At 55.0% G+C, this 24,587-nt stretch carries 21 protein-coding genes; 3 read left to right on the top strand and 18 right to left on the bottom strand.

The features are described from left to right. Positions 1–29: 29 nt before the first annotated feature. Positions 30–2,927 carry an insulinase family protein gene (locus MT343_RS09365; protein WP_145468768.1) on the bottom strand — a complete coding sequence of 966 codons (2,898 nt, stop codon included), beginning with the start codon at positions 2,925–2,927 and terminating at the stop codon, positions 30–32. Positions 2,928–3,071: 144 nt separating this feature from the next. Here MT343_RS09365 and MT343_RS09360 point away from each other — a divergent pair, with 144 nt between their 5' ends. Then, entirely contained in the window at positions 3,072–4,211 is a 1,140-nt protein-coding gene (locus tag MT343_RS09360) for an aminotransferase class V-fold PLP-dependent enzyme (protein WP_145468769.1), read from the top strand. A gap of 679 nt (positions 4,212–4,890) precedes the next feature. On the opposite strand, the gene MT343_RS09355 is transcribed toward MT343_RS09360, so the two are convergent. From MT343_RS09355 to rluC, 15 genes are all read right to left on the bottom strand, one after another. Beyond that, positions 4,891–5,241, bottom strand: coding sequence for a PilZ domain-containing protein (locus MT343_RS09355; protein WP_145468770.1), 351 nt, complete (start codon positions 5,239–5,241; stop codon positions 4,891–4,893). After that, positions 5,238–6,239 carry a DNA polymerase III subunit delta' gene (locus tag MT343_RS09350; RefSeq protein WP_145468771.1) on the bottom strand — a complete coding sequence of 334 codons (1,002 nt, stop codon included), beginning with the start codon at positions 6,237–6,239 and terminating at the stop codon, positions 5,238–5,240. Before MT343_RS09350 ends, MT343_RS09355 begins: the two co-directional genes overlap by 4 nt. A gap of 10 nt (positions 6,240–6,249) precedes the next feature. Continuing rightward, positions 6,250–6,912, bottom strand: a complete 663-nt coding sequence (gene tmk, locus MT343_RS09345; protein WP_145468772.1) for a dTMP kinase — start codon at positions 6,910–6,912, stop codon at positions 6,250–6,252. A gap of 15 nt (positions 6,913–6,927) precedes the next feature. Continuing rightward, positions 6,928–7,968 carry an endolytic transglycosylase MltG gene (gene mltG / locus MT343_RS09340; protein WP_145468773.1) on the bottom strand — a complete coding sequence of 347 codons (1,041 nt, stop codon included), beginning with the start codon at positions 7,966–7,968 and terminating at the stop codon, positions 6,928–6,930. After that, on the bottom strand, positions 7,965–8,816 hold the full coding sequence (pabC, locus tag MT343_RS09335; RefSeq protein WP_145468774.1) for an aminodeoxychorismate lyase: 852 nt from the start codon (positions 8,814–8,816) through the stop codon (positions 7,965–7,967). The genes mltG and pabC overlap by 4 nt, the downstream gene beginning before the upstream one ends. Continuing rightward, positions 8,806–10,047 carry a beta-ketoacyl-ACP synthase II gene (gene fabF / locus MT343_RS09330; protein WP_145468775.1) on the bottom strand — a complete coding sequence of 414 codons (1,242 nt, stop codon included), beginning with the start codon at positions 10,045–10,047 and terminating at the stop codon, positions 8,806–8,808. The genes pabC and fabF overlap by 11 nt, the downstream gene beginning before the upstream one ends. Positions 10,048–10,151: 104 nt before the next feature. Further along, positions 10,152–10,385 carry an acyl carrier protein gene (gene acpP, locus MT343_RS09325; RefSeq protein ID WP_145468776.1) on the bottom strand — a complete coding sequence of 78 codons (234 nt, stop codon included), beginning with the start codon at positions 10,383–10,385 and terminating at the stop codon, positions 10,152–10,154. 44 nt (positions 10,386–10,429) lie between these two features. Continuing rightward, positions 10,430–11,170, bottom strand: a complete 741-nt coding sequence (gene fabG, locus MT343_RS09320) for a 3-oxoacyl-ACP reductase FabG (RefSeq protein WP_186435875.1) — start codon at positions 11,168–11,170, stop codon at positions 10,430–10,432. Between the two features lie 2 nt (positions 11,171–11,172). Further along, entirely contained in the window at positions 11,173–12,111 is a 939-nt protein-coding gene (fabD, locus tag MT343_RS09315) for an ACP S-malonyltransferase (protein ID WP_145468778.1), read from the bottom strand. Between the two features lie 177 nt (positions 12,112–12,288). Then, a complete protein-coding gene (gene plsX / locus MT343_RS09310; RefSeq protein WP_145468779.1) occupies positions 12,289–13,293 on the bottom strand; it encodes a phosphate acyltransferase PlsX in 1,005 nt (334 codons plus the stop codon). A gap of 1 nt (position 13,294) precedes the next feature. Next, entirely contained in the window at positions 13,295–13,480 is a 186-nt protein-coding gene (gene rpmF, locus MT343_RS09305; protein WP_145468780.1) for a 50S ribosomal protein L32, read from the bottom strand. Positions 13,481–13,500: 20 nt separating this feature from the next. Continuing rightward, positions 13,501–14,037: a YceD family protein gene (locus MT343_RS09300; RefSeq protein WP_145468781.1), complete on the bottom strand. Its 537-nt coding sequence runs from the start codon at positions 14,035–14,037 to the stop codon at positions 13,501–13,503. A gap of 30 nt (positions 14,038–14,067) precedes the next feature. Further along, positions 14,068–15,054: a S49 family peptidase gene (locus MT343_RS09295; protein ID WP_145468782.1), complete on the bottom strand. Its 987-nt coding sequence runs from the start codon at positions 15,052–15,054 to the stop codon at positions 14,068–14,070. After that, positions 15,047–15,706: an HAD-IIIA family hydrolase gene (locus MT343_RS09290; protein ID WP_145468783.1), complete on the bottom strand. Its 660-nt coding sequence runs from the start codon at positions 15,704–15,706 to the stop codon at positions 15,047–15,049. The genes MT343_RS09295 and MT343_RS09290 overlap by 8 nt, the downstream gene beginning before the upstream one ends. After that, positions 15,690–16,658 (bottom strand): 23S rRNA pseudouridine(955/2504/2580) synthase RluC, encoded by a 969-nt coding sequence (rluC, locus tag MT343_RS09285; RefSeq protein WP_145468784.1) that lies wholly within the window; start codon positions 16,656–16,658, stop codon positions 15,690–15,692. The genes MT343_RS09290 and rluC overlap by 17 nt, the downstream gene beginning before the upstream one ends. 464 nt (positions 16,659–17,122) lie before the next feature. On the opposite strand from rluC, the gene rne reads away from it, so the two are divergent. Together rne and MT343_RS09275 are read left to right on the top strand one after the other, a co-directional pair. Further along, positions 17,123–20,284: a ribonuclease E gene (rne, locus tag MT343_RS09280; protein ID WP_145468785.1), complete on the top strand. Its 3,162-nt coding sequence runs from the start codon at positions 17,123–17,125 to the stop codon at positions 20,282–20,284. Positions 20,285–20,442: 158 nt separating this feature from the next. Continuing rightward, positions 20,443–22,338, top strand: a complete 1,896-nt coding sequence (locus MT343_RS09275; protein WP_145468786.1) for a hypothetical protein — start codon at positions 20,443–20,445, stop codon at positions 22,336–22,338. 82 nt (positions 22,339–22,420) lie between these two features. On the opposite strand, the gene MT343_RS09270 is transcribed toward MT343_RS09275, so the two are convergent. Both MT343_RS09270 and prpF read right to left on the bottom strand, forming a co-directional pair. Further along, on the bottom strand, positions 22,421–23,209 hold the full coding sequence (locus tag MT343_RS09270) for a type IV pili methyl-accepting chemotaxis transducer N-terminal domain-containing protein (protein WP_145468787.1): 789 nt from the start codon (positions 23,207–23,209) through the stop codon (positions 22,421–22,423). 147 nt (positions 23,210–23,356) lie between these two features. Then, positions 23,357–24,535 carry a 2-methylaconitate cis-trans isomerase PrpF gene (prpF, locus tag MT343_RS09265; RefSeq protein WP_186435876.1) on the bottom strand — a complete coding sequence of 393 codons (1,179 nt, stop codon included), beginning with the start codon at positions 24,533–24,535 and terminating at the stop codon, positions 23,357–23,359. Positions 24,536–24,587 lie beyond the last annotated feature (52 nt).

Here is a 24,587-nt window from a genome sequence, read left to right as displayed (position 1 = left end):
CGGCATTATGCCGCCGGATTAGTAGTCAATCAATAATCATTCGCAATTAATCCGAGATTATTTGCAATATTGTCAGTTCCACGTGGCGCGATAACAGCCTTGCTACCGACCTGATTGTGCAGATATTGCTCAGCAACGCGCTGCACATCTGCCCAGCAGGTGGCCAGAATGCGCTCACGGAATTGCTGACGCAGTGCCCGCGAGCGGCCGCTCTTATCCTGATGGAAGCATTGCTTGGCTTCACCTGCTGGTGAGCCCGGACGATCCATACCACCGATCAGACCCAGCACCGATTGCTCAATCAGGTCGTCACCACTGCTGCGCGCCAGTAACCAGTCGATGGAGGCGGCGAAATCCGCAAAGGTGCCTTCCACCCGCGGATCACGGTAGGAATAAAATTTAAAGCAGCCCAGCGCCGAATCCTGGGTCGCGCCGGCACCGTAAGCACCGCCGCGTTCACGAATAGCAGTGTGCAGGAAGGCATTGCGTAACAGGCCTGCCAGTACCGCCAGCGGTGCAGCATCGGCGTGATCCATAGTCACCGTCGGCAGTGCCCAGGCACAGAAATTCACCTGCGAATCCACCATCCAGTAGGTTGCGGTTTCCGGCATTTCCCAGCTCAGTGCCGCTGCAGGTGCGGCAGCTTGTGGCGTCCAGCAGTTGTGCAGGCTGGCAAGATGCGCGGCCGCGCCCTGCTCGTCATGCACCAGCAGCGCCTCCTGTGGCAAAGCGATCTGCCGGTAAATATCCTGCAGAGCGGCTGACAGGAAACCTGCGCCTTCTTTCTGCGCACGCTGCAGACGTTCTTTCAGGCGTTTTACCTGCGGCAGGCCGCCGAGGTCATTTGACACATTGGCGGCGCGGTTCAGTGGTGCGGCCGCCAGCGACATAGCCAGGCCGTGACCGTTGCCGGTAATGCCCTGTTCACGGCGTGATTTGGCCTGAGTCAGCAAATCGAGCAGACGATTCTCCTCAGCAAAGGTCGGTGCCTGCCAGGTTTCCTGCATCAGTGCACTGAAATCATCGGCCTTGGCTGCCAGCGCCTTACCGCTCATCACCAGATAGCCTTCCAGCTGGTCGGCATTATCGACTTTACCTTTCAGACTGGCATACGCCGACAGGCTGCCAACCAGTGCAGTCTGTTTCTGTTGCTGGTAGAGGTAATCGTTACCACCGGCGCCTACTTCACTCCAGGCCTGGGTAAAGAACGGCAGCCAGCTCAGCTGTTCGGCATTAAACGCGGGCAGATCTACCAGTAGTTGCTGGTAGATCAGACCGTTGGTGCCGGCAACGTATTCGGTGGCCGGCAGACCATCCTGATAGGTGTTACTCGGCGTCACATAACTGACTTGTGGGCGCACATCGGCCAGAGTCACCTGTGGCAGCAGGCCCGGATCATCCTCCTGCTGCTGGCGTTCTTTCAGTGCCTGAGCCTGATCGAGGATCGCCTGTTTCTGCTCAGCAGTCAGACCGGCTTTAATCTCAGCCAGACGCTGCTCTTCCAGGCGTTTCATTTCGTCGTTTACGCCGTTATCCGGGCGCAGGGTGAAACGCACCCGGTGGCGGTTATTGAGCAGCAGACGCTGTACCGCCTCCTGCATAAAGCCTGGCTGACTGGCTTTGGCGCGCAGACGCTCAAGCGCCGGATCAAGGTTCAGCAGGGCTGCCGGATCGCCGTAATGGGTCGCCGCCGGTAACGAGTTAAAAATAAGCTGCAGACCATAAGGGTAATGGTCGCCACCGATTTCACGCTGATGCAGTTCCAGCTGATGCAGCGCGGCATCAATCATGCTCTGCTCCACGCCGTTGTCGGCGACGTTCTGCAGGGTGTCGAGCACCAGCTGCTCCAGCGCCTGGGCGTGTTCCGGCTCACTGCCTTCGATGCCGCACATAAAGCTCATTTCGCGGTTGGAATCTTCCAGCCCGCACAGCGGTGACGGCGAGCCGCCCAGATCGGTTTCTTCCAGCGCGCGGCGCAGTGGTGAGGCGCTGTTATCGAGCAGCACCTGACTGACCAGATGCGCTTCCAGCTGAGCATCCAGATCGGTTGATTCACCCAGTAGCCAGCCCAGCACATGATGGGTCTGGGCGCTCAGGTCGTCGCTGTCGATGCCGTAGCATTGCTCAACCGCCAGTGGCGCGGCATAGCGTTTTTCCGGTTCAACACGCCATTGTTTGTCCTGACGCTCAAAGCGGCTCAGCGCCTGGGTTTCAAGGGTTTCGTGCAGTTCACTCACATCCAGATTACCGAAGGTCATAAAGATGGCATTCGATGGGTGGTAGTGGGTTTTGTAGAAGCTGACCAGTTGCTCATAGGTCAGATCGGTGATTTCTGCCGGCTCACCACCACTGTTGTAGTGATAGGTAGTGGTCGGGAACAGGTAGCTGCTGATGCCCTGCCATAACTGGCTGACCGTGGACGACATCGCCCCTTTCATCTCGTTAAACACCACGCCTTTGTATTCCAGCGGCGAGTCGGCGTTGCCTTCTTCGCTGAATTCAATGCGGTGGCCTTCCTGAGCAAAATCCAGCTCGTGCAGACGCGAGAAAAACACTGCATCCAGATACACATCGAGCAGGTTTTTAAAGTCTTTGTCGTTTTGTGAGGCAAAAGGATACGCGGTCCAGTCACTACTGGTCATGGCGTTCATAAAGGTATTGAGCGAGCGGCGCGTCATCATAAAGAACGGATCGCGCACCGGATATTTCTCGCTGCCGCACAATGCGGTGTGCTCCAGAATGTGCGCTACGCCGGTGGAGTCGTGGGGCATGGTGCGCAGGGCGACCATAAAAGCTTTTTCATCGTAGTCGGTAGCCAGATGATAATGCACTGCGCCGGTGGCGATGTGCTCGTAATGAAGAATATCGATATTCAGCGATTCAACGCGGGTGCTGCCGAGATGACGAAAAGCGTTTGATGATGACATACAGCTCTCTGCTTATCCTGATGTGTAAACTCAGGTATGTTAACAGGTGTCTGACAGGCACAGAACCTCAGCCGTACAACCGCGTTGCACCAGCCTGTTCTTTCTGTGCACTAATGCCCTATGTAATGAAACCGCAGGAGCCCTATGAATACCGAAGCGCGCTGGGACGATGAATTCCCGGTCAATCACGAGTGTCTGTATCTGAATCACGCTGCCGTTGCGCCCTGGCCAGAGCGCGCGCGCGTGGCGGTCAGCGAATTTGCTGCCGAGAATACCGCCCTCGGCGCCAGCCGCTATCCACAATGGAGCTCGATGGAAGCTGGCCTCAAACGCAACCTGGAAGCCCTGATCGACGCCCCGAAAGGCTCGGTCGCTCTGGTTAAAAACACCTCAGAAGCGTTGTCTTTTGTGGCCGCCGGACTCGACTGGCAGCCGGGTGATGTGGTGGTGATCAGCGATCAGGAATTCCCGTCCAACCGCATCGTCTGGGAAGCGCTGGCACATAAAGGGGTGCAGGTTGTGGAAGTCGCACTGCCCTGGGATGACCCGGAATCCCTGTTGCTGGAAGCCTTAGCGCAGAAGCCACGATTGTTGTCGATCAGTGCAGTGCAGTATGCCACCGGCCTGACGCTGGATCTGGTCCGGCTGGGCGAAGCCTGTCGGGCGGCCGGCACTCTGTTCTGCGTCGATGCCATTCAGGCGGTGGGTGCCCTGCCATTTTCGGTTCAGGCGATTCAGGCCGATTTTGCCATGGCTGACGGCCATAAATGGCTGCTTGGCCCGGAAGGTCTGGGGTTTTTCTATGTACGGCCACAGATTATGGATCAGCTGAGCCTGTCCGAATTCGGCTGGCATATGGTCGAGGATATGGGTAACTACGACCGCAAAGACTGGCAACCTGCCGCCGATGCGCGGCGTTTTGAGTGTGGCAGCCCCAATATGCTGGCCGCTACTGCGCTGAAAGCCAGCACCGATCTGCTGCTCGAAGTCGGCATGGATCAGGTTGCGACCCGCGTGGTAACCAACGTGCTGTACCTGAAGGAATTACTGGACGACAAGGGTGCCACCTTTATCAATCCACTGTTGCATCAGCGTCCGTCGGGCATTCTGACCTTCCACTTTATGGGTAAAGACAGCACACAACTGTACAAGCTGCTGATGCAGGCCGGGGTGATTTGCGCTAATCGCGGCGGCGGTATCCGCTTCTCGCCGCACTTCCATACCACTCAAGAAGTGATGGAAGACGCCGTAGATGCCGTGGAGTGTTTGCTTGAAGCGCTCTGAGCGTAGCTTGCGGTATAAAAAAGATTAAGCAGCCAGCGCTGGCTGCATGTGAACAGCCGTTGCGGGGCAAGCCCCTGCGCCCAACTTGGGGATCTTATCCCCAAACCCCTGCTTTGCGCTTTCTGGCCCGTGGTCCTTATTCACTCGTTTTTTACTGACCACGCGTATATCGGCCATCCATGGCCGGATACGCTTGTCTGGCATCCATGCCAGACAGATCGTAAAAATCATCGCTCATGGCGGCGGGCCCAGAGGCGCAGTTTATCCCGGCCGCAACGTCGTTTTTATCGAACAATAATGTCCGTTCTGAAAAGCCGCTTGGCGGAGTAATCAATGCGCCTGCAGGACGCCGGAATGAAAAGCACCGAGCCGGTACGTATCTGCATGGATGCAGAGCGAGCGGATAGGGCCATGGATGGCCCATTATCCGCGTTACCGTGACCGAGGTGGTCTGAATGGAGGAAAAAGGCCTGCACAGCGCGAAGCTAGGCCTGTTTTTGCTCCTGCAAAACATGCATTCCCGCCATCCATGGCGGTCAGGTATAAAGCCCCGCCGGCAAGGGGATAAGTTCCCCTGCGAGGCACTGGGCGTTTCAAATGACTTTAAACGCCAAGTGAACAATATTGCGCTATGGCGCTCTTTTTTCTTTCGGCCGCTTGTCTATATCGACCGCTTAGCTCACATCGTATGGGTAATACGATCCGACTTCAGGGCGCCGGCCAGATAGGTTTCGATCTTGTCGCGGGCCATGCTTTCGTCGCCGGTAAACTGTACGCCGATTCCGGCTACCTTGTTACCCTGCGCACCTTTCGGCGTTACCCAGACCACCTTGCCGGCCACCGGGATTTTTTCTGCTTCGTCCATCAGCTTCAGCAGCATGAAAACTTCATCGCCCAGCTGATACTGCTTGTTGGTTGGAATAAACAAACCGCCGTCTTTGATAAACGGCATATAGGCGGCGTAAAGAACCGATTTATCTTTAATAGTCAGCGACAAAATGCCGCTGCGGGCACCTAAATTGGCGGTCATGCATGCTCCCCGCGATGACTGTCCTGAACGATCTGCTGCCAATCCAGCAACAGGGATTCAAGCAGCAACTGCTTATTATAGTTACCGCCACCGGACAGCAACTGCCCGAGTACGGCCTGAACTTTATGCTGCAAGGTTATCAGCTTTGCCGGATTCAGGGTAGCGCACGGCAGCAACTGAAAAACCTGATCGGTAAACACCAGCTGCTCAGGACCGACACCCAGCTTCGCTTTAAGGCAGTCAGACAAAATTGAATAAAACCAGGAGGTTACATCCTGAAATTCAAGTTTATTCCAACCTTCCGCCGCGGCCTGCAGCGGAATTTGCCCCTGACTCCACTGGCGCAGCAGCTCAAACCACTTCTGCTGCTGACTGCTTTGCTCACGCGTCAGCCAGTCCAGCGCTTTCAGCGGCGCCTGATGATTCATGCGCAACGCCTGTTCTGCCACCTCGGCGCTGAAGCCTTGCTGTTGCAGCCAGCTCAGGGCTTCGGTCTGCCCCGGCGGACTGAGCTGCAGGCGCTGGCAGCGGCTGCGGATGGTCGGCAACACCGAGCCGAAACGCTCGGTTTCGAGCAGCAGAAAGCTCTCACCCGGCGGCTCTTCCAGAGTTTTCAGTAAGGCATTGGCGGCATTGGTGTTCATCACTTCCACCGGGCGCAGGCTGACCACCTGGCAGCGGCTGATCTGCGGTGTCTGGGCAAGAAAATCATTCACCTTGCGGATCGCATCAATACGGATCTGGCGACTGCCATCTTCCGGCTGACACAGCATAAAATCGGGATGCGTACCGGCCGCCCAGAGCTGACAACTGTGGCACTGGCCACAGGGTTCAGCCTCGTCACGCAAACACAGCAGCCATTGGGCCACATGCAGTGCCAACTGATGCTTGCCAATACCCTCAAGGCCGGTCAGCAGCAGCGCGTGGGGCAGCCCTCCGCTTTGCTGACGGCGCACCAGCTCATGCCAGACGCTCTGATGCCAGGGTTGCACACTCATGCCTCACCTCTCATTGCAGTCCGCCCGGTGGCAGCAAACTCTGCAGAACCTGTTCGATCTGCTGCTGCACCTGCGCCAGCGGCTGTGCGGCATCAATACGGCGGAAGCGTTCATGCTGAGAGGCCAGCCAGTCAAAGCCCTGCTGGACCCGCTCAAAGAAATCCAGCTGCTCCTGCTCAAAACGATCAACCGCTTCGCCGGCCTGATCGGCACGGCCACGGGCACGACCCATGCCGACCGCTAGTGGCGCTTCCAGCAGTAAGGTGCAGTCCGGTTCCAGCCCCTGCTGCACCAGTGCTTTCAGCTGTTCAATCTGTGGCAGTGGCAGCTGGCGGCCAAAGCCCTGATAGGCGATGGTGGAGTCGGTAAAACGATCACACAACACCCAGGCGCCGCGCGCCAGCGCAGGCTGAATGAATGCCTGCAGGTGCTGGGCACGGGCAGCAAACACCAGCAGCAGTTCGGTCAGAGGCTGCATGCTTTCTGTGTGATGAGCCTTAAGAAGGCGCTCGCGGATGGTTTCGGCGATTTCAGTGCCGCCCGGCTCACGGGTAACGACCACTTCAATGCCACGGGCGCGAAGCCACTCGGCACAGAAGGCGATATTGGTGGATTTACCCACACCTTCTCCGCCTTCAAAGGTAATAAACAAGCCTGCTTGCGGCTTTGTCATACGGGATGTTCCTGCTCAGGATTCTGACGCCGAAGCTTCTGCCGGCGCCGATCGGTAATCTTTTTTACGGCGGAAAATCTGGTATTTCCGCACCGCTTTATTGTGTTCTTCCAGCGTTGCCGAAAACTGATGGCTGCCGTCGCCACGGGCAACAAAGTACAGCTCATCGCCATCAGCGGGATTCAGCGCCGCATCCAGCGCGGCACGCCCGGCCAGCGCAATCGGCGTTGGCGGCAGGCCTTTCTGGCGGTAGGTATTGTACGGATTTGTCCGGTCCTGCAGATGCTTTTTGCGCAGATTGCCATCAAATTCTGGCCCCAGGCCATAAATAACCGTCGGATCGGTCTCAAGACGCATATTTTTCTGCAGGCGGCGTACAAAAACGCCGGCAATCACCGGGCGCTCAGCCACTACGCCGGTTTCTTTCTCCACAATCGACGCCATGATCAGTGCTTCATAAGGGCTTTTGTACGGCACGTCCGCCGCACGGGCCTCCCACGCAGCAGCCAGTTGCTCCCGCATACGCTGGTAGGCCTGACGAATCACCGACGAAACCCCTTCACCGCTGTGATACACGTAGGTATCCGGATACAGCCAGCCTTCCGGGTTGCCCTGCAGGCCAAGCATCTCGCCAACCCGCTCCGGTGTCAGCGGGTTCAGATCCTGGGTCAGTCGCGGCGCCTCAGCCAGCGCCGTCAGCGCCTCGCGCAACTGCAACCCTTCAATCAGGCTGACGCGATAAGTCACCGGTGTCGCATTGGCGAGAAAGTTCAGTAATTCAGTGCCACTGAGCGCTGCCGGCACATCGTACTCGCCGACGCGCAACACCCGCTCCTGACCGGTCAGTCGCGCCTGAAGTCGCAACAACAGCGCCGATGGCAACCAGCCGTCGGCCTGCCAGCGGCGACTGAGGCTGCTGATGGTGTCACCGCTGACCACTTCGATACGGACAGGTTGCTCGTTACTGGTTGGCAGCTGCCAGATAGCCAATACAGTGGCACTCAGTAACAGGAAAACAAGGGAGGACAAAGCCAGCAGGCGTTTGCTCAGTGTCATGCGTAAAGATTCTCCAGATCCTTCTGCAGCGTTGCGATCTGATGCTGCGCTGCCGGGTGTTCGAATTGCCGCCCGTCTATGCGGCTGACCATAACAATCCCCTGCAGCGTATTGCAGAAGAAGACGGCATCAGCGGCCAGCAGACGTTCGCGTCCAAAAGGGGTAATGATGACATTGTGATGCGCCAACAGCCAGCGCCGCACAACGCCATTCACTCCGCTGCCACTGAGATCCGGGGTTACCAGCTGACCATTTTCCAGTAGAAACAGATTGCTCATACAGCCTTCGATCACCTGCCCCTGCGCATCCAGCATCACCGCTTCCTGCCAGTCGGGCTCAAAGCGCTGGCGCGCCAATACCTGCTCTAAGCGATTCAGATGCTTAAAGCCCGCCAATGCCGGCTGAATCGCCAGCCGGATATCGCTGAATCCGGCCACTATACCCTGCGGAAGACGGAGATAGCCCCAGTCAGGCGGCGTAAACTCCTGCCACTGCAGTAACAGCTCAGGCTCGGCTGGCGGCGCATAGCCACGCGGGCCGGCGCCGCGACTGATCAGCAGCTTACCGGCCAGCAGCGGGCTTTGCGGGCGCTGAGCCAGAGCCTGTTCGATACACTGAAAGCTGTCTATCGGGAAATCCAGTGCACATAAGCCCTGCAGCAGACGCTGTTTATGGTATGGCCATAAAGGAATGCTGCCATCGGGTGCAAAACGGATGGTTTCAAACAGACCATCACCGTAGTGCAGCGCGCGGTCATTGGACGGCCAATGGCTCTGAGCTTGGCTATGACCCCGCTCCTGCCACTGACCGTTAACCCAAACGTATGCAGTACTGACTTCAGACATCATAACGACGGAACAGCAGGCTGCCGTTGGTACCACCGAAACCAAAGGAGTTGGAAACAGCAGCGCGGATATCCATTTTACGCGCCTTATGCGGAACGTAATCCAGATCGCATCCTTCGGCAGGATGATCAAGATTGATGGTTGGCGGCGCAATGCCATCGCGTACCGCCAGCACCGTAATCAGAGCTTCCAGAGCGCCGGCAGCCCCCAGCAGGTGGCCGGTCATGGACTTGGTTGAAGAGACAGCCAGACGGCTGACATGATCACCAAACAAATCCTTAATCGCCTGTGTCTCGGCAATATCGCCAATCAGCGTCGAGGTGCCGTGGGCGTTGATGTAATCAATATCCTGCGGCTGCAGACCGGCATCGTTAAGCGCATTGGCCATCGCCATGCGCGCGCCCTCGCCATTTTCTGGCGGACTGGTGATGTGATGGGCATCATCACTCATGCCCAGACCACTGAGTTCGGCATAAATAGTCGCGCCACGGGCCTGAGCATGTTCAAGAGATTCCAGTACCAGTACAGCCGCGCCATCGCCCAGCACAAAACCATCACGGTCTTTATCCCACGGCCGACTGGCTTTTTCCGGCTCGTCGTTGCGGGTACTCATGGCGCGGGCCGCGGCAAAACCGGCGACACCAAGAGGCGACGATGCCATCTCGGACCCGCCGGCAATCATCACATCCGCATCGCCGTAAGCGATGGTACGGGCGGCATAGCCAATATTATGAGTACCTGTGGTGCAGGCAGTGGTGATAGCAAAGTTAGGGCCGCGGAGTTTGTGGCGGATAGCAATATTGCCGGACGCCATATTAATCACGGCAGCAGGCACAAGAAACGGTGATACCCGGCGCGGGCCACTGCTCTGCAATTGCTGGTAATTCTGTTCAATCGTCGTGATCCCGCCGATGCCTGAGCCAACAGCCACACCGACACGGTCACGGTTTAACGATTCGGGAAAGGCTGCATCAACAATGGCCTGCTCTGCCGCCACCATGGCGTACTGCAGAAAGAGATCCATTTTGCGCGCATCTTTTTCGCTCATCACGCTGGTGACGTCGAACTGTTTAACAGCGCCGCCAATCTTCGTGGCGTACCCTTCCGTGTCAAAGTGTTCAATACGGGTGATACCACTTTCTCCGGCGCAGAGCGCGCGCCAGGTATCCGCCACATTCAGACCAAGCGGGTTAACACTGCCCAGTCCCGTAATTACCACACGTCGCTTTGTCATATTCCGTTTTTCATCCCAGTAGTCGCAAACACGGCCGCCAAAAGGTCACATAACAGGCATAAAAAAAGCCGCGTCAGAAGAGGCGGCTTTCGGGCTCGCTGACCTTACAGGTTGGCGATGATGTAGTCGATCGCTTCCTGAACGGTAGTCAGCTTCTCAGCGTCTTCATCAGGAATTTCAGTTTCGAATTCTTCTTCCAGAGCCATAACCAGCTCTACAGTATCCAGAGAATCCGCGCCCAGATCGTCAACAAAAGAGGATGAAGCCTTAACATCTTCTTCTTTAACACCCAGCTGTTCACATACGATTTTCTTTACGCGTTCTTCAATGTTGCTCATGGTTTTTTCCTACCGTTTCAAGTTTCCTGGTGGTCTTAATGACCTCAGCCCATATTCATGCCGCCATTCACATGAATGGTCTGGCCTGTAATGTATTTCGCGTCGTTTCCGGCCAGAAAAGCAACCGCACCAGCGATTTCTTCTACCTGTCCGAAGCGCTTGCCTGGAATGGTGGCTAGGATCGCCTCTTTTTGCGTTTCAGGCAAGATTTCCGTCATATCTGTTTGAATAAATCCCGGCGCGACACAATTCACCGTGATGTTCCGGCTAGCAATTTCCTGCGCCAGAGAGCGGCTGAAACCTTCCAGACCCGCCTTGGCAGCAGCGTAGTTTGCCTGCCCGCCATTACCGGTAGTACCGATAATGGAACTGATATTAATAATGGCGCCAGCCTTCTGCTTCAGCATCGGCTTAACCATGGATTTGCATACGCGGAATACGCCGGTGAGGTTGGTGTTAATCACCTCGCCCCACTCGTCATCCGACATGCGCAGAAACAGGTTGTCGCGCGTGATTCCGGCATTATTCACCACTACCCGTGGCGTGCCGTAATTCTGCAAAAACTCTTTCAGGGCGCTGTCTGTTTGTGCCGCATCGGCAATATTCAGCACCAGTGCATCGTTGTCACCCTCGATCTGCTGCAACGCTTCGCGTACAGAAGCTGCACCGGATTCGCTGGTTGCGGTACCAACAACACGATAGCCGTCACGTGCCAGACGTTCGGCAATCGCGCGACCAATACCGCGAGAAGCGCCAGTCACCAGGGCGAGTAATTTTTCACTCATATTCAGGATCCTTGAATAAAGGCAATGGTTGCCTGTAAGGACGCGGCATCACCCGTATTATGGGTTGCCAGCGTTTTATCGATGCGTTTGTTCAGGCCGCTGAGCACTTTGCCCGGACCGAATTCAATCGCATTATCGGCGCGTCCGCGGCAGGCCTGCACGGCACCAGTCCAGTTAACCGGGCTGTACAGCTGCGCCAGCAGACGCGATGGAATTTCTGCCAGAGTTGCCACCGCATTATCAACGTTGTGATACACCGGGAATACCGGTGCGCGGAAGGAAACAGCATTCAGTGCTTCACCAAACTCTTCGGCCGCGGCTTTCATCAGGCTGGAGTGGAACGGACCACTGACCGCCAGCGGCAATGCTCGTTTCGCACCTGCAGCCTTTGCCAGCTCGATGGCTTTTTCCACACCGCTCATGGCGCCGGCAATGACAATCTGGCCAGGTGCGTTAAAATTCGCCGGCTCAACCACACCGGCAGCAGAAGCCTCAGCACACACGGCGCGGATCTGATCTTCTTCCAGACCCAGCACTGCGGCCATGCCACCCTGACCAGCCGGTACAGCAGCTTCCATCAGCTCGCCGCGTTTTTTCACCAGACGCACAGCGTCGGCAAAATCGATAGCATCGGCAGCAACCAGGGCGGAATATTCACCCAGAGAATGTCCTGCTCCAGCAATAACATTCAGCGCCGGGCAGGCTTCCTGCAGTACACGCCATAAAGCAACGCTGGCGGTCAGTAACGCTGGCTGAGTGTTATAGGTTTGATTCAGTGTTTCTGCCGGGCCGTCCTGACACATGGCCCAGAGATCAAGATTGATGGATTCAGAGGCTTGTGCAAAGGTGCTCTGAATCTGAGGATATTCGGCCGCCAGATCAGCCAGCATACCAACCTGCTGCGCTCCCTGACCGGGGAAGAATGCAATTACATCGGTCATCACTTGCCCTGTATTCACGATAAAAATCACTGTTGTACGAATTCTGAATAACGTTTCTGAATACGCGCTATCAATTGCGTTCCAACATCAGTGCCGAAAGCCGGACACATAATATGGAGAGCAATTGTTACAATAAATAGTCAACAATGCACAATATTATTGAATCAGATTCACCGCTTAATGATTTTGCAGACGATTAAGCTCGGCCAGCAAACGCGGTTTGTCGAAGCGCTCAACTTTCTGCAGCAGGTACTCCAGCGCATAGCGATAAGCGCGCTCGTCGGATTTGCCATGGGTTTTAACCACCACGCCATCCAGGCCCAACAGCAAAGCACCACCATGACGGGCCGGTGATATACGCCGCTCAATACGACCAATGGCCGGCGCCCAAAGGAATGACAGCCAGCGCAGAAACCAGGTGTTGCGGAACTCGCTCTGCAGCTGCTCACTGAGCCATTCCGACAACCCTTCGCTGGCTTTCAGGGCGATATTACCGGCAAAACCATCGGTTACCAGCACATCCAGCTCGCCGCGGTAGAGGTCATCACCTTCGTAAAAGCCGACATAGTAGTCCGGCATAATACGCTGCAGCTGCTCGGCCGCATGACGCACATTATCCGTCCCCTTGGTTGACTCGCGCCCAACATTCAGGAGGCCAAGGCGTGGCGCCGTCGCGCACTGGGTGCAACTCCAGGCCGCACCAATGCAGGCAAACTGCACCAGCTGATCAGCACTGACACCTAAATTGGCGCCCAGATCGAGCATCAGCAGTGGTTTTTTGCGCGTGGGCAACTGGGTTGCCAGCGCCGGACGGTCAAGACCGGGCAGCATTCCCAAAAGATGACGGGCAAGCACCATCAGTGCCCCGGTATTACCAACAGAAAGCACACCCTGTGCGCGCCCCTGCTGATATTCATGCAGCACGGCAGCCATGGTTGACTTCAGCCCCTGACGCAGCATTTGCGCGGGTTTATCCTGCATGGATATCTGGGTTTCACAAAGGAGAATGCGTACCCGCGATTTACGGGAAGCAAAGAACGACTCCGCTTCATCAGCGAAGTCCTGAGTCACCGCCACAATCAGATGAACATCCGGGCGCGACTTGAGGAATTTCTTACAGGCCTGAAACGCAACGCGGGGACCTAAGTCCCCGCCCATTACATCTACCGCAACGGTAAACATATTAGTTGTTGCCAGTCTCCACGACTTTTTTGCCACGGTAGAAACCGTCAGCGCTTACGTGGTGACGACGGTGAGTTTCACCAGAAGTCGGATCGGTAGACAGTGCCATTGCTGCAGTGTCCAGAGCATCGTGTGAACGACGCATGCCACGCTTGGAACGAGTTACTTTGTTTTGCTGAACCGCCATTTTAGGCTCCTAACTATTCGCTATTTCTGTTTGAGCTTAGCTAAAACGTCAAACGGGTTGGGTCGTTTGTCGTCTGAATCTGTTGTTTCCGGCTTCGACTCAGGTTGCTTAAACTGACAATCGCCTTCCGGGTGTGTTGGAAACATGGGCAGTGCCAGCAGCACTTCGTCTTCCATCACTGACCACAGATCCAGCTGACCATTTTCGTCAACTTCGACCGGCTCAAACCGTTTCGGTAATTGCTTGGCCTGATCATCGTCAAATACAAGTCCCAGCTGAAAGCTGCTTTCCACAGGAATGGTGACATTCCCGAGACAGCGCTGACAGATCATGACAACACTTGTATTACAGCTGCCCTGCAGTAACCGGTGCTTTTCCTGATCACGTTCGAAACGAATTTCGCAGTGAACCGGAGCGACGCAGTCTTCGACTGCTTCGTTAAGCCTGGTTAGCTGTTTGCTGTCAATATCGGCACTGAATTGCTGTCCAACAGTAACCAGTTTTACCGCATCAACACGCTTGGGAAGCTGAGCCTCTGCCATAGTGCGCGACATCATAGGTACGCAAAGCCCCTCTGTCAAAATTATTTAACGCAGACTCAGGGTCTGCTCAGTCAGCAGCGTCGCAAAGCCACGCCCCATACTTGCACCGAAGCGCTTCACCAGCTCATCCCAGGGGCTTGGCTGGTAGGTAAAGTTAACCAGCTCTTCGGTATCCAGTTTTTCCCGGGCAATCTGACTGCTGGATGCCAGCCCATCAATCAGCCCCAGATCCAGCGCCTGCTCACCAGACCACACCAGACCAGAAAACAGATTCGGATCATCTTTCAGGCGCTCGCCACGACCCAGCTTCACCTGCTCGATAAACTGCTTATGGGTGACCTTGAGCACGCCCTGCCAGAAGGCTTTTTCATCTTCATTCTCAGGCAGGAAAGGATCAAGGAAGCCCTTGTGCTCACCGGCAGTATACTGGCGACGCTCGACGCCGAATTTCTCCATCGCTTTCACAAAGCCAAAGCCGGAGCCCACCACACCGATAGAGCCCACCAGACTGGCTTTATCGGCATAGATTTCATCCGCCGCCGCAGCAATGTAATAAGCCCCGGAAGCACCCAGATCCATAATCACCGCATACACAGGAAAATCCGGACGGGTTTCTTTCAGGCGTTTGATTTCGTCATAGACGTAACCGGCCTGTACCGGACTGCCACCCGGGCTGTTAATGCGCAGAATCACCCCCAGTGCTTTTTCATCATCGAAGGCGTCACGCAATGCACCAATAAGCGCATCAGCGCTGGCGTCCTGATCGGCGGCAATCACCCCATTCACTTCGATAACGGCGGCATAATTTCCTTCCGGCAGCATTTCTGCTCCATGCTCGCCCGGCATGCGCAGCAGCCAGATAATGGCGAACAGGTAAATAAAGGTGAGCGCTTTAAAGAAAATACCCCAGCGACGGGCGCGCTTCTGCTCGCCCTGCATATCCATCAGTACTTTTTCGATCAGCTTCCATTCTTTGCTGTTATCGTCCGGGCGGTTTGCCGGCTGATTCTGGTTGAGGTTTTCGTTATCCATTAATACGTATCCAGTCGTTAAGTTCTTGAATGCTATGGCAGATGGCCAGCGGACCACAAGCCAGAAGCACGCGATCATCGTGCGCGCCATGCCCCATGGCCACAGACGCCATACCGGCAGCATTAGCCATATCCAGGTCGTAGGTGGTATCGCCGACCATCAGCGCCTCATCCGGCGCAATGTTCAGCTCACTCAGCAACTCCCTGAGCATCTGCGGATGCGGCTTCGAGCGGGTTTCATCGGCGCAGCGGGTCGCAGCGAATCTGTGCCCTATTTTCAGGTCGCGCAGCATCCGGTCGAGTCCGCGCCGGCTTTTGCCGGTGGCAACCGCCAGTAAATGGCCCCGCTCAACCAGACCTTCCAGAAACTCCGGAGTTCCGGGAAAGAAGCCCATGGCAACCTGACTGTCAGCGACGAAATAGCGCGCATACACCTGCGTCATGGCCTGCAATTGCGGCTCATCAATCGCCGGCCATACCGTACGAAGCGCCTCCGGTAAACCAAGACCAATAATGTTCTGCACCGCAGCATCCGCGACCTGCGGCAAGCCAACCTCACCAGCCGCCTGCTGCATACTGTCGACAATGCGCTGAGTGGAATCGACCAGCGTACCGTCCCAGTCAAAAATAATCAGTTTAAAGCGCAAACTCACACCCCGCCTTCTTTAAAATACTGCTGAATTCATCGTCCGGCAGCGCACTGATCTGCAGGCGCTCACCACTGTCAGGATGGCGGAAAGACAACTGCCAGGCATGCAGAAACAAACGCTTAACCCCCTGACGCTTGTCGATATTCTGCTGCGAGCGGTCGCAGTACTTCACATCACCGGCAATACTGCAGCCCTGAAACTGACAGTGCACCCGAATCTGATGGGTACGCCCGGTCACCGGCTCTGCTTCTATTAATGAGTAATGCGACCCCGAGGCCTTCAGGGTGGTTTTGGTCAGTGACGTTTTGCCTTCAGGACTCACCATCACCATGCGCTCACCGGACTGGCGTTCAAAACGCAACAGCGGTTCACGCACCTCGGTCACAGAAGCAGGCCAATGCCCGTGCACCATGGCCAGATACTTTTTACTGATACCTGATTTGTTCGCCAGCATACGCTGCAGAGCCGTCAGTACTGAACGCTTTTTGGCAATCATAATAACGCCCGAGGTATCACGATCGAGACGATGCACCAGCTCAAGAAAGCGATGATCCGGGCGCATTTTACGTAAGGCTTCAATCAGCCCCAGATTCACCCCGCTGCCGCCATGCACGGCCAGCCCGTGGGGCTTATTCACCACCAGAAGACCATCATCTTCATGCAGGATGGCATTCTGCAGAATTTCCTGCAGCGCCGGTGACACATCCGGCGTTTCATCGCGCTCGGCGATGCGCAGCGGCGGCACCCGCACCACATCACCAGACGCCAGACGGGTATCCGCCTTCACTCTTCCTTTATTTACCCGCACCTCGCCCTTGCGGATGATGCGGTACACCAGAGTCTTGGGCACACCTTTTAATACGGAGATAAGAAAATTATCGACACGCTGACCATCGTTATCGGCGGTCACCGTCAACAGCGATACTTTACCGGTATCGATTTCGTGATTTGACATAGGTTCAAAGCAGCCCAGGCGGCGGATTTATTTGTGGTATGGCATTTGCGGGGCGCAACCAATGTTGCTATATTCGCCCACGGCCTTGGTCGGCACAGAGAAAGCGTACAACCCAGCCGACGATCAAGATCAGCCGAAAGGCGAGGCCAGGCCGATCAAGCGGCAGAGTATAAGGAAGAAGACATACTGTTAAAACTCTTCCTGACGAATAATTACGGCGAGCGCAGGCCCATGGCCGCCCGCCCAGTGAGATAAACCACGCAGCGACCTGCGGGCAATCTCGCATTATCAAATTATGGACAGTGTTGGTGCACAACAAACCAGAGGCACCACTGCGAGACAGGTCAGGCGACCCGAAAACGGCGCTGACAACTGCTGCAAAGCACCCATAAATATTTTGGTAGTGGCCGGAATAGTCCGGCATTGCCAGCCGGTACGTTGCCAGAACGAGCTTAACGTACAGCATGAAAAGAATGCTTATCAATGCAACTCAGCCTGAAGAGTTGCGTGTAGCCCTTGTAGATGGCCAGAAACTCTACGACCTCGATATTGAGTCCGGCTCCCGCGAGCAGAAGAAGTCCAATGTCTATAAAGGTAAAATCACCCGCATCGAACCCAGCCTGGAAGCCGCGTTTGTCGACTTCGGTGCTGAGCGTCACGGCTTTCTGCCACTGAAAGAAATTGCCCGCGAATACTTTGTTAAAGACCCAGGCCCAGGCCGCATCAACATCAAAGATGTGCTGCGCGAAGGCCAGGAAGTTATCATTCAGGTCGACAAAGAAGAGCGTGGCAATAAAGGCGCCGCACTGACCACTCAGGTGTCCCTGGCTGGCCGCTATCTGGTACTGATGCCAAACAATCCACGTGCCGGCGGCATCTCCCGCCGCATCGAAGGCGACGAGCGCACCGAACTGCGTGAAGCCATGAAAGGCGTGACCGTGCCGGACAAAATGGGCGTTATCGTCCGTACCGCCGGCATTGGCCGCAGCGCCGAAGAACTGCAGGCTGACCTGAACTATCTGGTTCACCTGTGGGACGCCATCAAGCGCGCCTCCGACGAGCGCCCTGCTCCTTGCCTGCTGCTGCAGGAAAGCAACGTTATCATCCGCGCCATCCGTGACTACCTGCGTCAGGACGTCGGTGAAGTACTGATCGACACCGATGCCGCCTACGAAGAAGCTCTGGGCTTTGTGCAGCAGGTCATGCCGCACTACCAGAACAAGTTCAAGCGCTACACCGATGCCGTGCCACTGTTCAACCGCTATCAGATTGAAAGCCAGATCGAATCGGCTTTCCAGCGTGAAGTGAAACTGCCATCCGGTGGTTCTATCGTTATCGACCCGACCGAAGCTCTGGTGTCTATCGACATCAACTCGGCGCGCGCCACCAAAGGTGCTGATATCGAAGAAACCGCACTGAACACCAACCTGGAAGCGGCCGACGAGATTGCCCGCCAGCTGCGCCTGCGCGATATGGGCGGCCTGGTAGTGATCGACTTTATCGACATGCTGTCCAGCAAGAATCAGCGCGAAGTTGAAACCCGCCTGAAGAAAGCACTGGAAGTGGATCGTGCCCGCGTACAGGTTGGCCGTATTTCCCGCTTCGGTCTGATGGAAATGTCGCGTCAGCGTCTGCGTCCGTCGCTGGAAGAAACCAGCGGCCACGTATGCCCGCGCTGTAACGGTACTGGTGTTGTGCGTGATATCCAGTCTACCGGTCTGTCAATTCTGCGCCTGATCGAAGAAGAAGCTGCTAAAGAGAACACCGGACAGATCCGCGCCATTGTGCCGGTATCCGTTGCTACCTTCCTGCTGAACGAAAAACGCACCCTGATCGCCGGTATCGAAGCCCGTCACGGCAGTAAAGTCGTGGTTCTGCCGAATCCGAACATGGAAACACCGCACTACGAAGTATTGCGTCTGCGTCCGGATGACAGCCTGATCGGCGAAGTCAGCTACGAACACAAGATGGAAGAAGAAGAGACCGAATACGGTCTGGATCTGACCATCCGCGAAACCAGCAAAGTACAGCAAGCTGCGGTTAAAGCCGGCGCTCACAGCGTTCCTGCCGCTGCACCAGTTGCAGCAGCAAACGAAGCAACAGCCAGCAAAGGCCTGTGGAGCAAAATTGGCAGCGCCCTGTCTGCACTGTTTGATGGCGGAGAAAAGCAGGAAGAAAAACCTGCGCCGAAAAAAGCCCGCGAAGAAAGCAGTAACGGCCGCAATGAGCGCAACCGTAACGAACGCAACCGCAATGACCGTGGCCGTAACCGCAATCGTAACGAGCGCAACCGCGATGACCGCAACGACAGTGATAACGAGCGCGGCAATCGCAGCGAAAACCGCAACGAAGGTCGTGGCGAACGCTCCGGTCGCAACCGTAACGACCGCCCTGCCCGCAATCGCAACGATAACCGTAACGACGGTGAACGTAACGACAACCGTGCCGAGCGCAATGAAGCCGAAGCCAGCAACGAGCCACGTGCACCACGCCGTGACCGCAGCGGCAATCGCGCACCACGCAACGAAGTCCGCAATGACAAAGTTGAACTGACCGAAAACGAAGCAGCCAGCAACGTAGTGGCCAGCGAAACCGCCGATGCCGGCAACCGCAGCAGCGAAGGTCGCCCAGAGGGTCGTCGTCGTCGCAACCGTGGTGAACGTGGCGAGCGCAACAATACCCAGGCTAACGCTGCCAGCGCTGAAGAAAACAGCAACGAACAGGCTGCTGAAGAACAGGCTGTGGTAGCTGCAGATAGTGCTGTAAGCGAAAATGCAGCAACCCCTGCCGATGCCGGTAACAGCACGGATGCGGGCAGCGAAAGCAACGCTGATGATAATGGCGAAAAAACAACCCGCCGCTCACGCAACAGCCGCCGCCGCAATCGCAACCGTGACGACCGCCCGGCCAAAACCGGTGCCGCTGAAGCAGACAATGGGGAAAACACTGACGCCAATGCAGCGGAAGCCGCTGTCGAATCAGCCAATGCTGAGACCAGCGAAGTAAAAGCAGAAACCGCTGAGCAGTCAGCAGCTGTTGAAAGTGCTGATGCTCAGGAAGCTGTAGCGGAAGTTCCGGCGACTGAAGCTCCTGCAGCGGCAGAAACCCAGACTACAGAGACTCATACCACTGAAACCCTGACCTCTGAGACTCCGGCCACTGAAGCCCCTGCTGCTGAAACACAAACAGCAGAAGTACAGACTACTGAAGCAGCTGAAGTGCAGGAAACTGTCGCTCAGCCAGCAGAAGAAACGGCCTCCCAGCCTGAAGTGACTGTTGCTGAGGAAAAACCAGCCGCCGCAGAAAAGGTCCAGGAAGAAGCAACCGAAACGGAAACAACCGAAGCAGAAGTAACGACTTCTCAGGAAGAAGCAGCTACAGCAACCCAGGGCAATGATCGTGCATCCCGTCGTGGACGCCGTCGCAACCCGGGCGGTCGTGCGCCTAATGATCCGCGCAACCGCCGCAATGCGGATAGTGCGGAACAGGCAGCAGCACCGACCGAGCAAGCCGTTGCAGAGCCAGCTGCCGAATCTGTGGTTGTAGCTGACGCTGAACCAGCAACAGAAACCACTGCGGTAACTGACGCTGAAACAGCAACAGAAGCCGACGAGCACAACAAGTAACACCGACAGGCGACAACGTACGTCGCCGTCTGTTACTGACTGAAAAACCGCCTCCGGGCGGTTTTTTTATAGCCCGCAAAAACGTTTCACTGCTGACTGACGAGACAGTTATCAGTAATATCCTCACCCGAATCAGAAATTTTCAGCAAGGACGATCCATGGCCAAAGCCCTATCCATTATGCCCGTCGCATATTCAGCCAAGCAGCCTTATTTACAGCTGCTGCTGGCACTGATCATCTGCACAATATTCAGCCAGAGCGCCAGTGCCGAGTCGATGACCATGGTGCGTGAGTACACCTACAACGCCAGCGAAAATGATTCAAAGGTTTCCGCCCGCAAAGCCGCCCTGCAACAACTTCAGGTGCTGTTAATTGAAGAAGTCGGTGTGCAGGTGCAATCCAGTTTCAGCAACACCGAAACCCTCGATAAAGAAGAATTCAGCCGTACTGTGCAGGCCAACTACCAGACATTTGCCAGCGCGCTGACAAAAACAAAGATCCTTGAAGAAAAATGGGATGGCGAAAATTTTTACCTGAAAGCGGAAATTGAAGTCGATCCCGATGGTTTAAGCACCCAGATTGCAACCATTATTGGCAGTGGTGGTAAAAACCCCTGTGACGCCGTACGTGAGCAGGTAAAAATCACATTACAGAAAGCCCCAAGCCCGGATAAAAATGCCGAGCTGGTCGCTTTTGCATTAAAAGCGCCTTTCGATAACGACTGCAACGACTGGCAATATAACGTGCTCTACTCCCTCACCCAGAGCCGCTATCCCGCTACTGGCTACCGGGACTATCTGTTTGTCCAGCTGGCACAGATTGCACCGCATAATCTGTCCGAATATCTTCCAGGCATCGCAAAATACGCCATTACCAAAGATAACGGCATCACACCAACCGAATGGGAAACCATGCTCAGCAGCCTGCAGCGCCTGCCAGAAGACCGCCTGCAGCCTCTGCTGTCAGCGTTATCCAATTACAGCGATAAATCCCCCGATGATACGCGCAGCGGTAAGCCCAGCTATCAGCCACAAACCGCGCTGCAACTGAAAAATCAATTGCAGTCATTGATTCAGGCGGCAGAAAAAGGAAAAGTCGGCAACCCTGCCCTGAGCGCTGGAGAACTGACCGCACGCATTATTAAAGCCAGCGCTTATCGCCAGCCGGCTATCGGGGCTGAATTATTCCAGCAGTACAGTGGCGAGCTGCCGGACATTAATGACATAGTTAAACCCATTACCGATTTTTATAAAAACCAGCTGAAGGCAGCCGGCAACCAGGAACTGGCCAGCAACAGCTTTAATCTGCTGCTGGAAAAACTGAACGAGCAAAAAGACACCCTCAACGACAACACTGCCAAAACAATGTATTACCTGCTGACAACACTGGAACGTAACGCCGAAGAAAATCAGCAGCAGGCAGCATTAATCGAGAATATACTCGGCCGCTATCCAAAGCTGTTTGCTCAGATCATCAAAGGCCAGCGCATTAATGAGGTACAGAAGAACCTGTGGTTTATCCGTTATAACCTGCCCGACTCCGAAGCCTGTACGCCAAGAGAATGTGCTGACCGGTTATTCGGTGACGGCAATGCCATGGAATTAAATGCTTACGGAGAGTATCTGGTTGCTTACGGAACGCGCGCGGCGGCTGCAGAAGACCTCGTTATCCGTAAATTGGAGCGTGTGCGCGTGCAGGCCAGCGGCCCTTACCGCACGACCATGAAACGCCATCTGATCACCGTACTGGGAAATATCCGCACCCAGGATTTACGCGCACAGGAACTATTGATAGAAAGCCTCGGCGATCTTGATCATAAAATTCCGGAAGAGGCACAAAACGCCCTGATTAAATTAGGCAGAGGTGTGCAGGAAAAGATGATGTCGATGATTTCCACCTACGAACCTCTGGTGCAGCGCCGCATGGTTGAGACCTTAGGAAAAATGCAGCCGGATACAGACATTGTGAATTTTCTTAAACGCATTCCTCAGAACGATCAATATATGCGCTTTGCCGTTGAAGATGCACTGCGCGACCAGCAGCGGGCGCTTTAAAAAACATAAGGCACAGCCTTTGGGCTGTGCCTTAGCTTGTATGCCCACTACCATGTACAAATATTTCAGCGACGCTCCATACTCAGAGATTCATCAACTCTTCATATTGATGAGTAATGGCATCCATTTTCCACAAAATGGATTCTGTCGTTACAGCGATAACCGTCGGCACATAACGGCCTTCCTTATTTAAGGCAAAACCGGTCTGGGAAAAAGTCCATTGCGAATCAACCCTGGCCAACGCCTGACGAATCTGTTCGGTACTCTCAGGGCTACCCTGCAATTGCGTCATGGCCAATGAAAATTGCTGCACAGCCTGCTCAAATTCGGCCTTTAACCCCTCATCCTGAACATTCCAATAAAGAGCAAAATAAGCTTTGGCAATTTTCTGCGATAGCATCCGTTGTCGTCCGGCAATATTAATCAGCAGAGCTTCGGGCCTGTTGGTGGCTTGAGTAATGGCCTGACTGATGGCATGAGTAGTTTGCTCACATAAAGCCAGCAAGCGATTATTATCCTGCAACAAGGTTTTTGCCTGATCTTTTTGTGGTGTGGACAGCAGCATCTGGCGCTGCTGTTGCCACAAAGATTCGATCTGGCGTAACGATTTTTGCAAATCAGAATCTGCAGCATAATCAAGCAGCTGCTGCAAGTGTTGTTCAAATTCCGCAACACTTTCATCCAATTGCTGATGGGCCTTATCGGGGCGAATAGCAGCGCCAACCGCCAGATAATTTTTCATAACCCGCTGCGACAAATAACGCAGACTACCGGCATAATTAACGGCTTCCGCATCATTTAACCTCTCAGCAGCCTGACTTACCCCAACGCCTGGCAACAGCAACAAAAGAACCAGCAAGAACCGACGCATACATTAGCCATCCATATAAAAAGATTACTCATGTTAAATACGTCGTAAGGTCAAACCCTGACTTACAGCAAGACCGAACCTTTGCCATACGGGCCATTAATGAGTATGGAGTACTCCGGCCGGAGTACCCCTATAAGGAATGTTGCTTCAGAGATGGATGTTGTCGGCAGGAATATGCACATTACCTTCCATAATTATCCGCGCACTGCGGCTCATTACAGCTTTGGTCGCCGTCCATTCGCCATCAACCAACGCCGCCGCTGCACCCACGCGTAATGTACCGGACGGATGACCAAAGGTTACGGAGTCACGTTCGGTACCGCCGGCCGCCAGATTCACCAGCGTACCAGGTACCGCCGCCGCCGTTGCGATGGCCACCGACGCCGTACCCATCATCGCATGGTGTAATTTCCCCATGGATAACGCACGTACGCAGACATCGATATCGGCTGCAGAAATCTGTTTGCCACTGGATGCTTCGTAATCCGTTGCAGGTGCCACGAAAGCAATTTTCGGCGTGTGTTGGCGCGCAACCGCTTCAGAAATATCGGCAATTAAACCCATTTTTACCGCACCGTAAGCACGCATGGTTTCAAATTTCGCCAGCGCTTCGGCATCGGAATTAATGTCTTTCTGCAGCTCGGTGCCTTTGTAACCAATATCCGCCGCATTGACAAAAATGGTCGGAATACCGGAATTAATCATGGTGGCTTTGAACGTACCAATGCCCGGAACTTCGAGATCATCGACTACGTTACCGGTCGGAAACATAGAACCTTCGCCATCCGCCGGGTCCATAAATTCGATCACCACTTCCGCTGCCGGAAAGGTTACGCCGTCGAGCTCAAAATCACCGATTTCCTGCACCTCACCATCGGTGATCGGTACATGGGCGATAATGGTTTTCTGAATATTTTTTTGCCAGATACGCACAGTACAAATGCCGTTGTGAGGAATGCGCTCGGCCGCAACCAGACCTTTACTAATGGCAAAGGCTCCAACGGCAGCGGTTAAATTACCGCAGTTACCTGACCAGTCGACGAACGGTTTATTAATCGACACCTGGCCGAATAAATAGTCCACATCGTGATCCGGCTGTTCGCTTTTTGCCAGAATCACAGTTTTGGAGGTACTGGAGGTCGCACCGCCCATACCATCAATTTGCTGACCGTACGGGTCTGGACTGCCGATAACGCGCAGCAGAATATTGTCACGTGCTTCACCCGGCACCTGAGCGGCTTGGGGTAAATCGGTCAGGCTGAAAAATACACCCTTAGAAGTGCCGCCACGCATATAAGTGGCCGGAATTTTAATTTGTTTGGACATAATTATTTCTCTTTCAGGACGTTACTGAAAACGTCGATGCCCTTAAAAGAAA

Origin of the sequence: Venatorbacter sp. C2-1, assembly GCF_022832715.1 — a bacterium.
In the GTDB taxonomy this organism is placed as follows: Bacteria; Pseudomonadota; Gammaproteobacteria; order Pseudomonadales; family Oceanobacteraceae; genus Venatoribacter; species Venatoribacter alkanivorans.
The sequence above is the reverse complement of the archived record's forward strand: the minus strand, read 5'-3'. Positions and strand labels throughout refer to the sequence as shown.

Coding starts and splice junctions, on each gene's coding strand:
- MT343_RS09365 (WP_145468768.1), bottom strand. CDS start 2,927: ATGTCATCATCAAACGCTTTTCGTCATCTCGGCAGCACCCGCGTTGAA.
- MT343_RS09360 (WP_145468769.1), top strand. CDS start 3,072: ATGAATACCGAAGCGCGCTGGGACGATGAATTCCCGGTCAATCACGAG.
- MT343_RS09355 (WP_145468770.1), bottom strand. CDS start 5,241: ATGACCGCCAATTTAGGTGCCCGCAGCGGCATTTTGTCGCTGACTATT.
- MT343_RS09350 (WP_145468771.1), bottom strand. CDS start 6,239: ATGAGTGTGCAACCCTGGCATCAGAGCGTCTGGCATGAGCTGGTGCGC.
- tmk (WP_145468772.1), bottom strand. CDS start 6,912: ATGACAAAGCCGCAAGCAGGCTTGTTTATTACCTTTGAAGGCGGAGAA.
- mltG (WP_145468773.1), bottom strand. CDS start 7,968: ATGACACTGAGCAAACGCCTGCTGGCTTTGTCCTCCCTTGTTTTCCTG.
- pabC (WP_145468774.1), bottom strand. CDS start 8,816: ATGATGTCTGAAGTCAGTACTGCATACGTTTGGGTTAACGGTCAGTGG.
- fabF (WP_145468775.1), bottom strand. CDS start 10,047: ATGACAAAGCGACGTGTGGTAATTACGGGACTGGGCAGTGTTAACCCG.
- acpP (WP_145468776.1), bottom strand. CDS start 10,385: ATGAGCAACATTGAAGAACGCGTAAAGAAAATCGTATGTGAACAGCTG.
- fabG (WP_186435875.1), bottom strand. CDS start 11,170: ATGAGTGAAAAATTACTCGCCCTGGTGACTGGCGCTTCTCGCGGTATT.
- fabD (WP_145468778.1), bottom strand. CDS start 12,111: ATGACCGATGTAATTGCATTCTTCCCCGGTCAGGGAGCGCAGCAGGTT.
- plsX (WP_145468779.1), bottom strand. CDS start 13,293: ATGTTTACCGTTGCGGTAGATGTAATGGGCGGGGACTTAGGTCCCCGC.
- rpmF (WP_145468780.1), bottom strand. CDS start 13,480: ATGGCGGTTCAGCAAAACAAAGTAACTCGTTCCAAGCGTGGCATGCGT.
- MT343_RS09300 (WP_145468781.1), bottom strand. CDS start 14,037: ATGATGTCGCGCACTATGGCAGAGGCTCAGCTTCCCAAGCGTGTTGAT.
- MT343_RS09295 (WP_145468782.1), bottom strand. CDS start 15,054: ATGGATAACGAAAACCTCAACCAGAATCAGCCGGCAAACCGCCCGGAC.
- rluC (WP_145468784.1), bottom strand. CDS start 16,658: ATGTCAAATCACGAAATCGATACCGGTAAAGTATCGCTGTTGACGGTG.
- rne (WP_145468785.1), top strand. CDS start 17,123: ATGAAAAGAATGCTTATCAATGCAACTCAGCCTGAAGAGTTGCGTGTA.
- MT343_RS09275 (WP_145468786.1), top strand. CDS start 20,443: ATGGCCAAAGCCCTATCCATTATGCCCGTCGCATATTCAGCCAAGCAG.
- MT343_RS09270 (WP_145468787.1), bottom strand. CDS start 23,209: ATGCGTCGGTTCTTGCTGGTTCTTTTGTTGCTGTTGCCAGGCGTTGGG.
- prpF (WP_186435876.1), bottom strand. CDS start 24,535: ATGTCCAAACAAATTAAAATTCCGGCCACTTATATGCGTGGCGGCACT.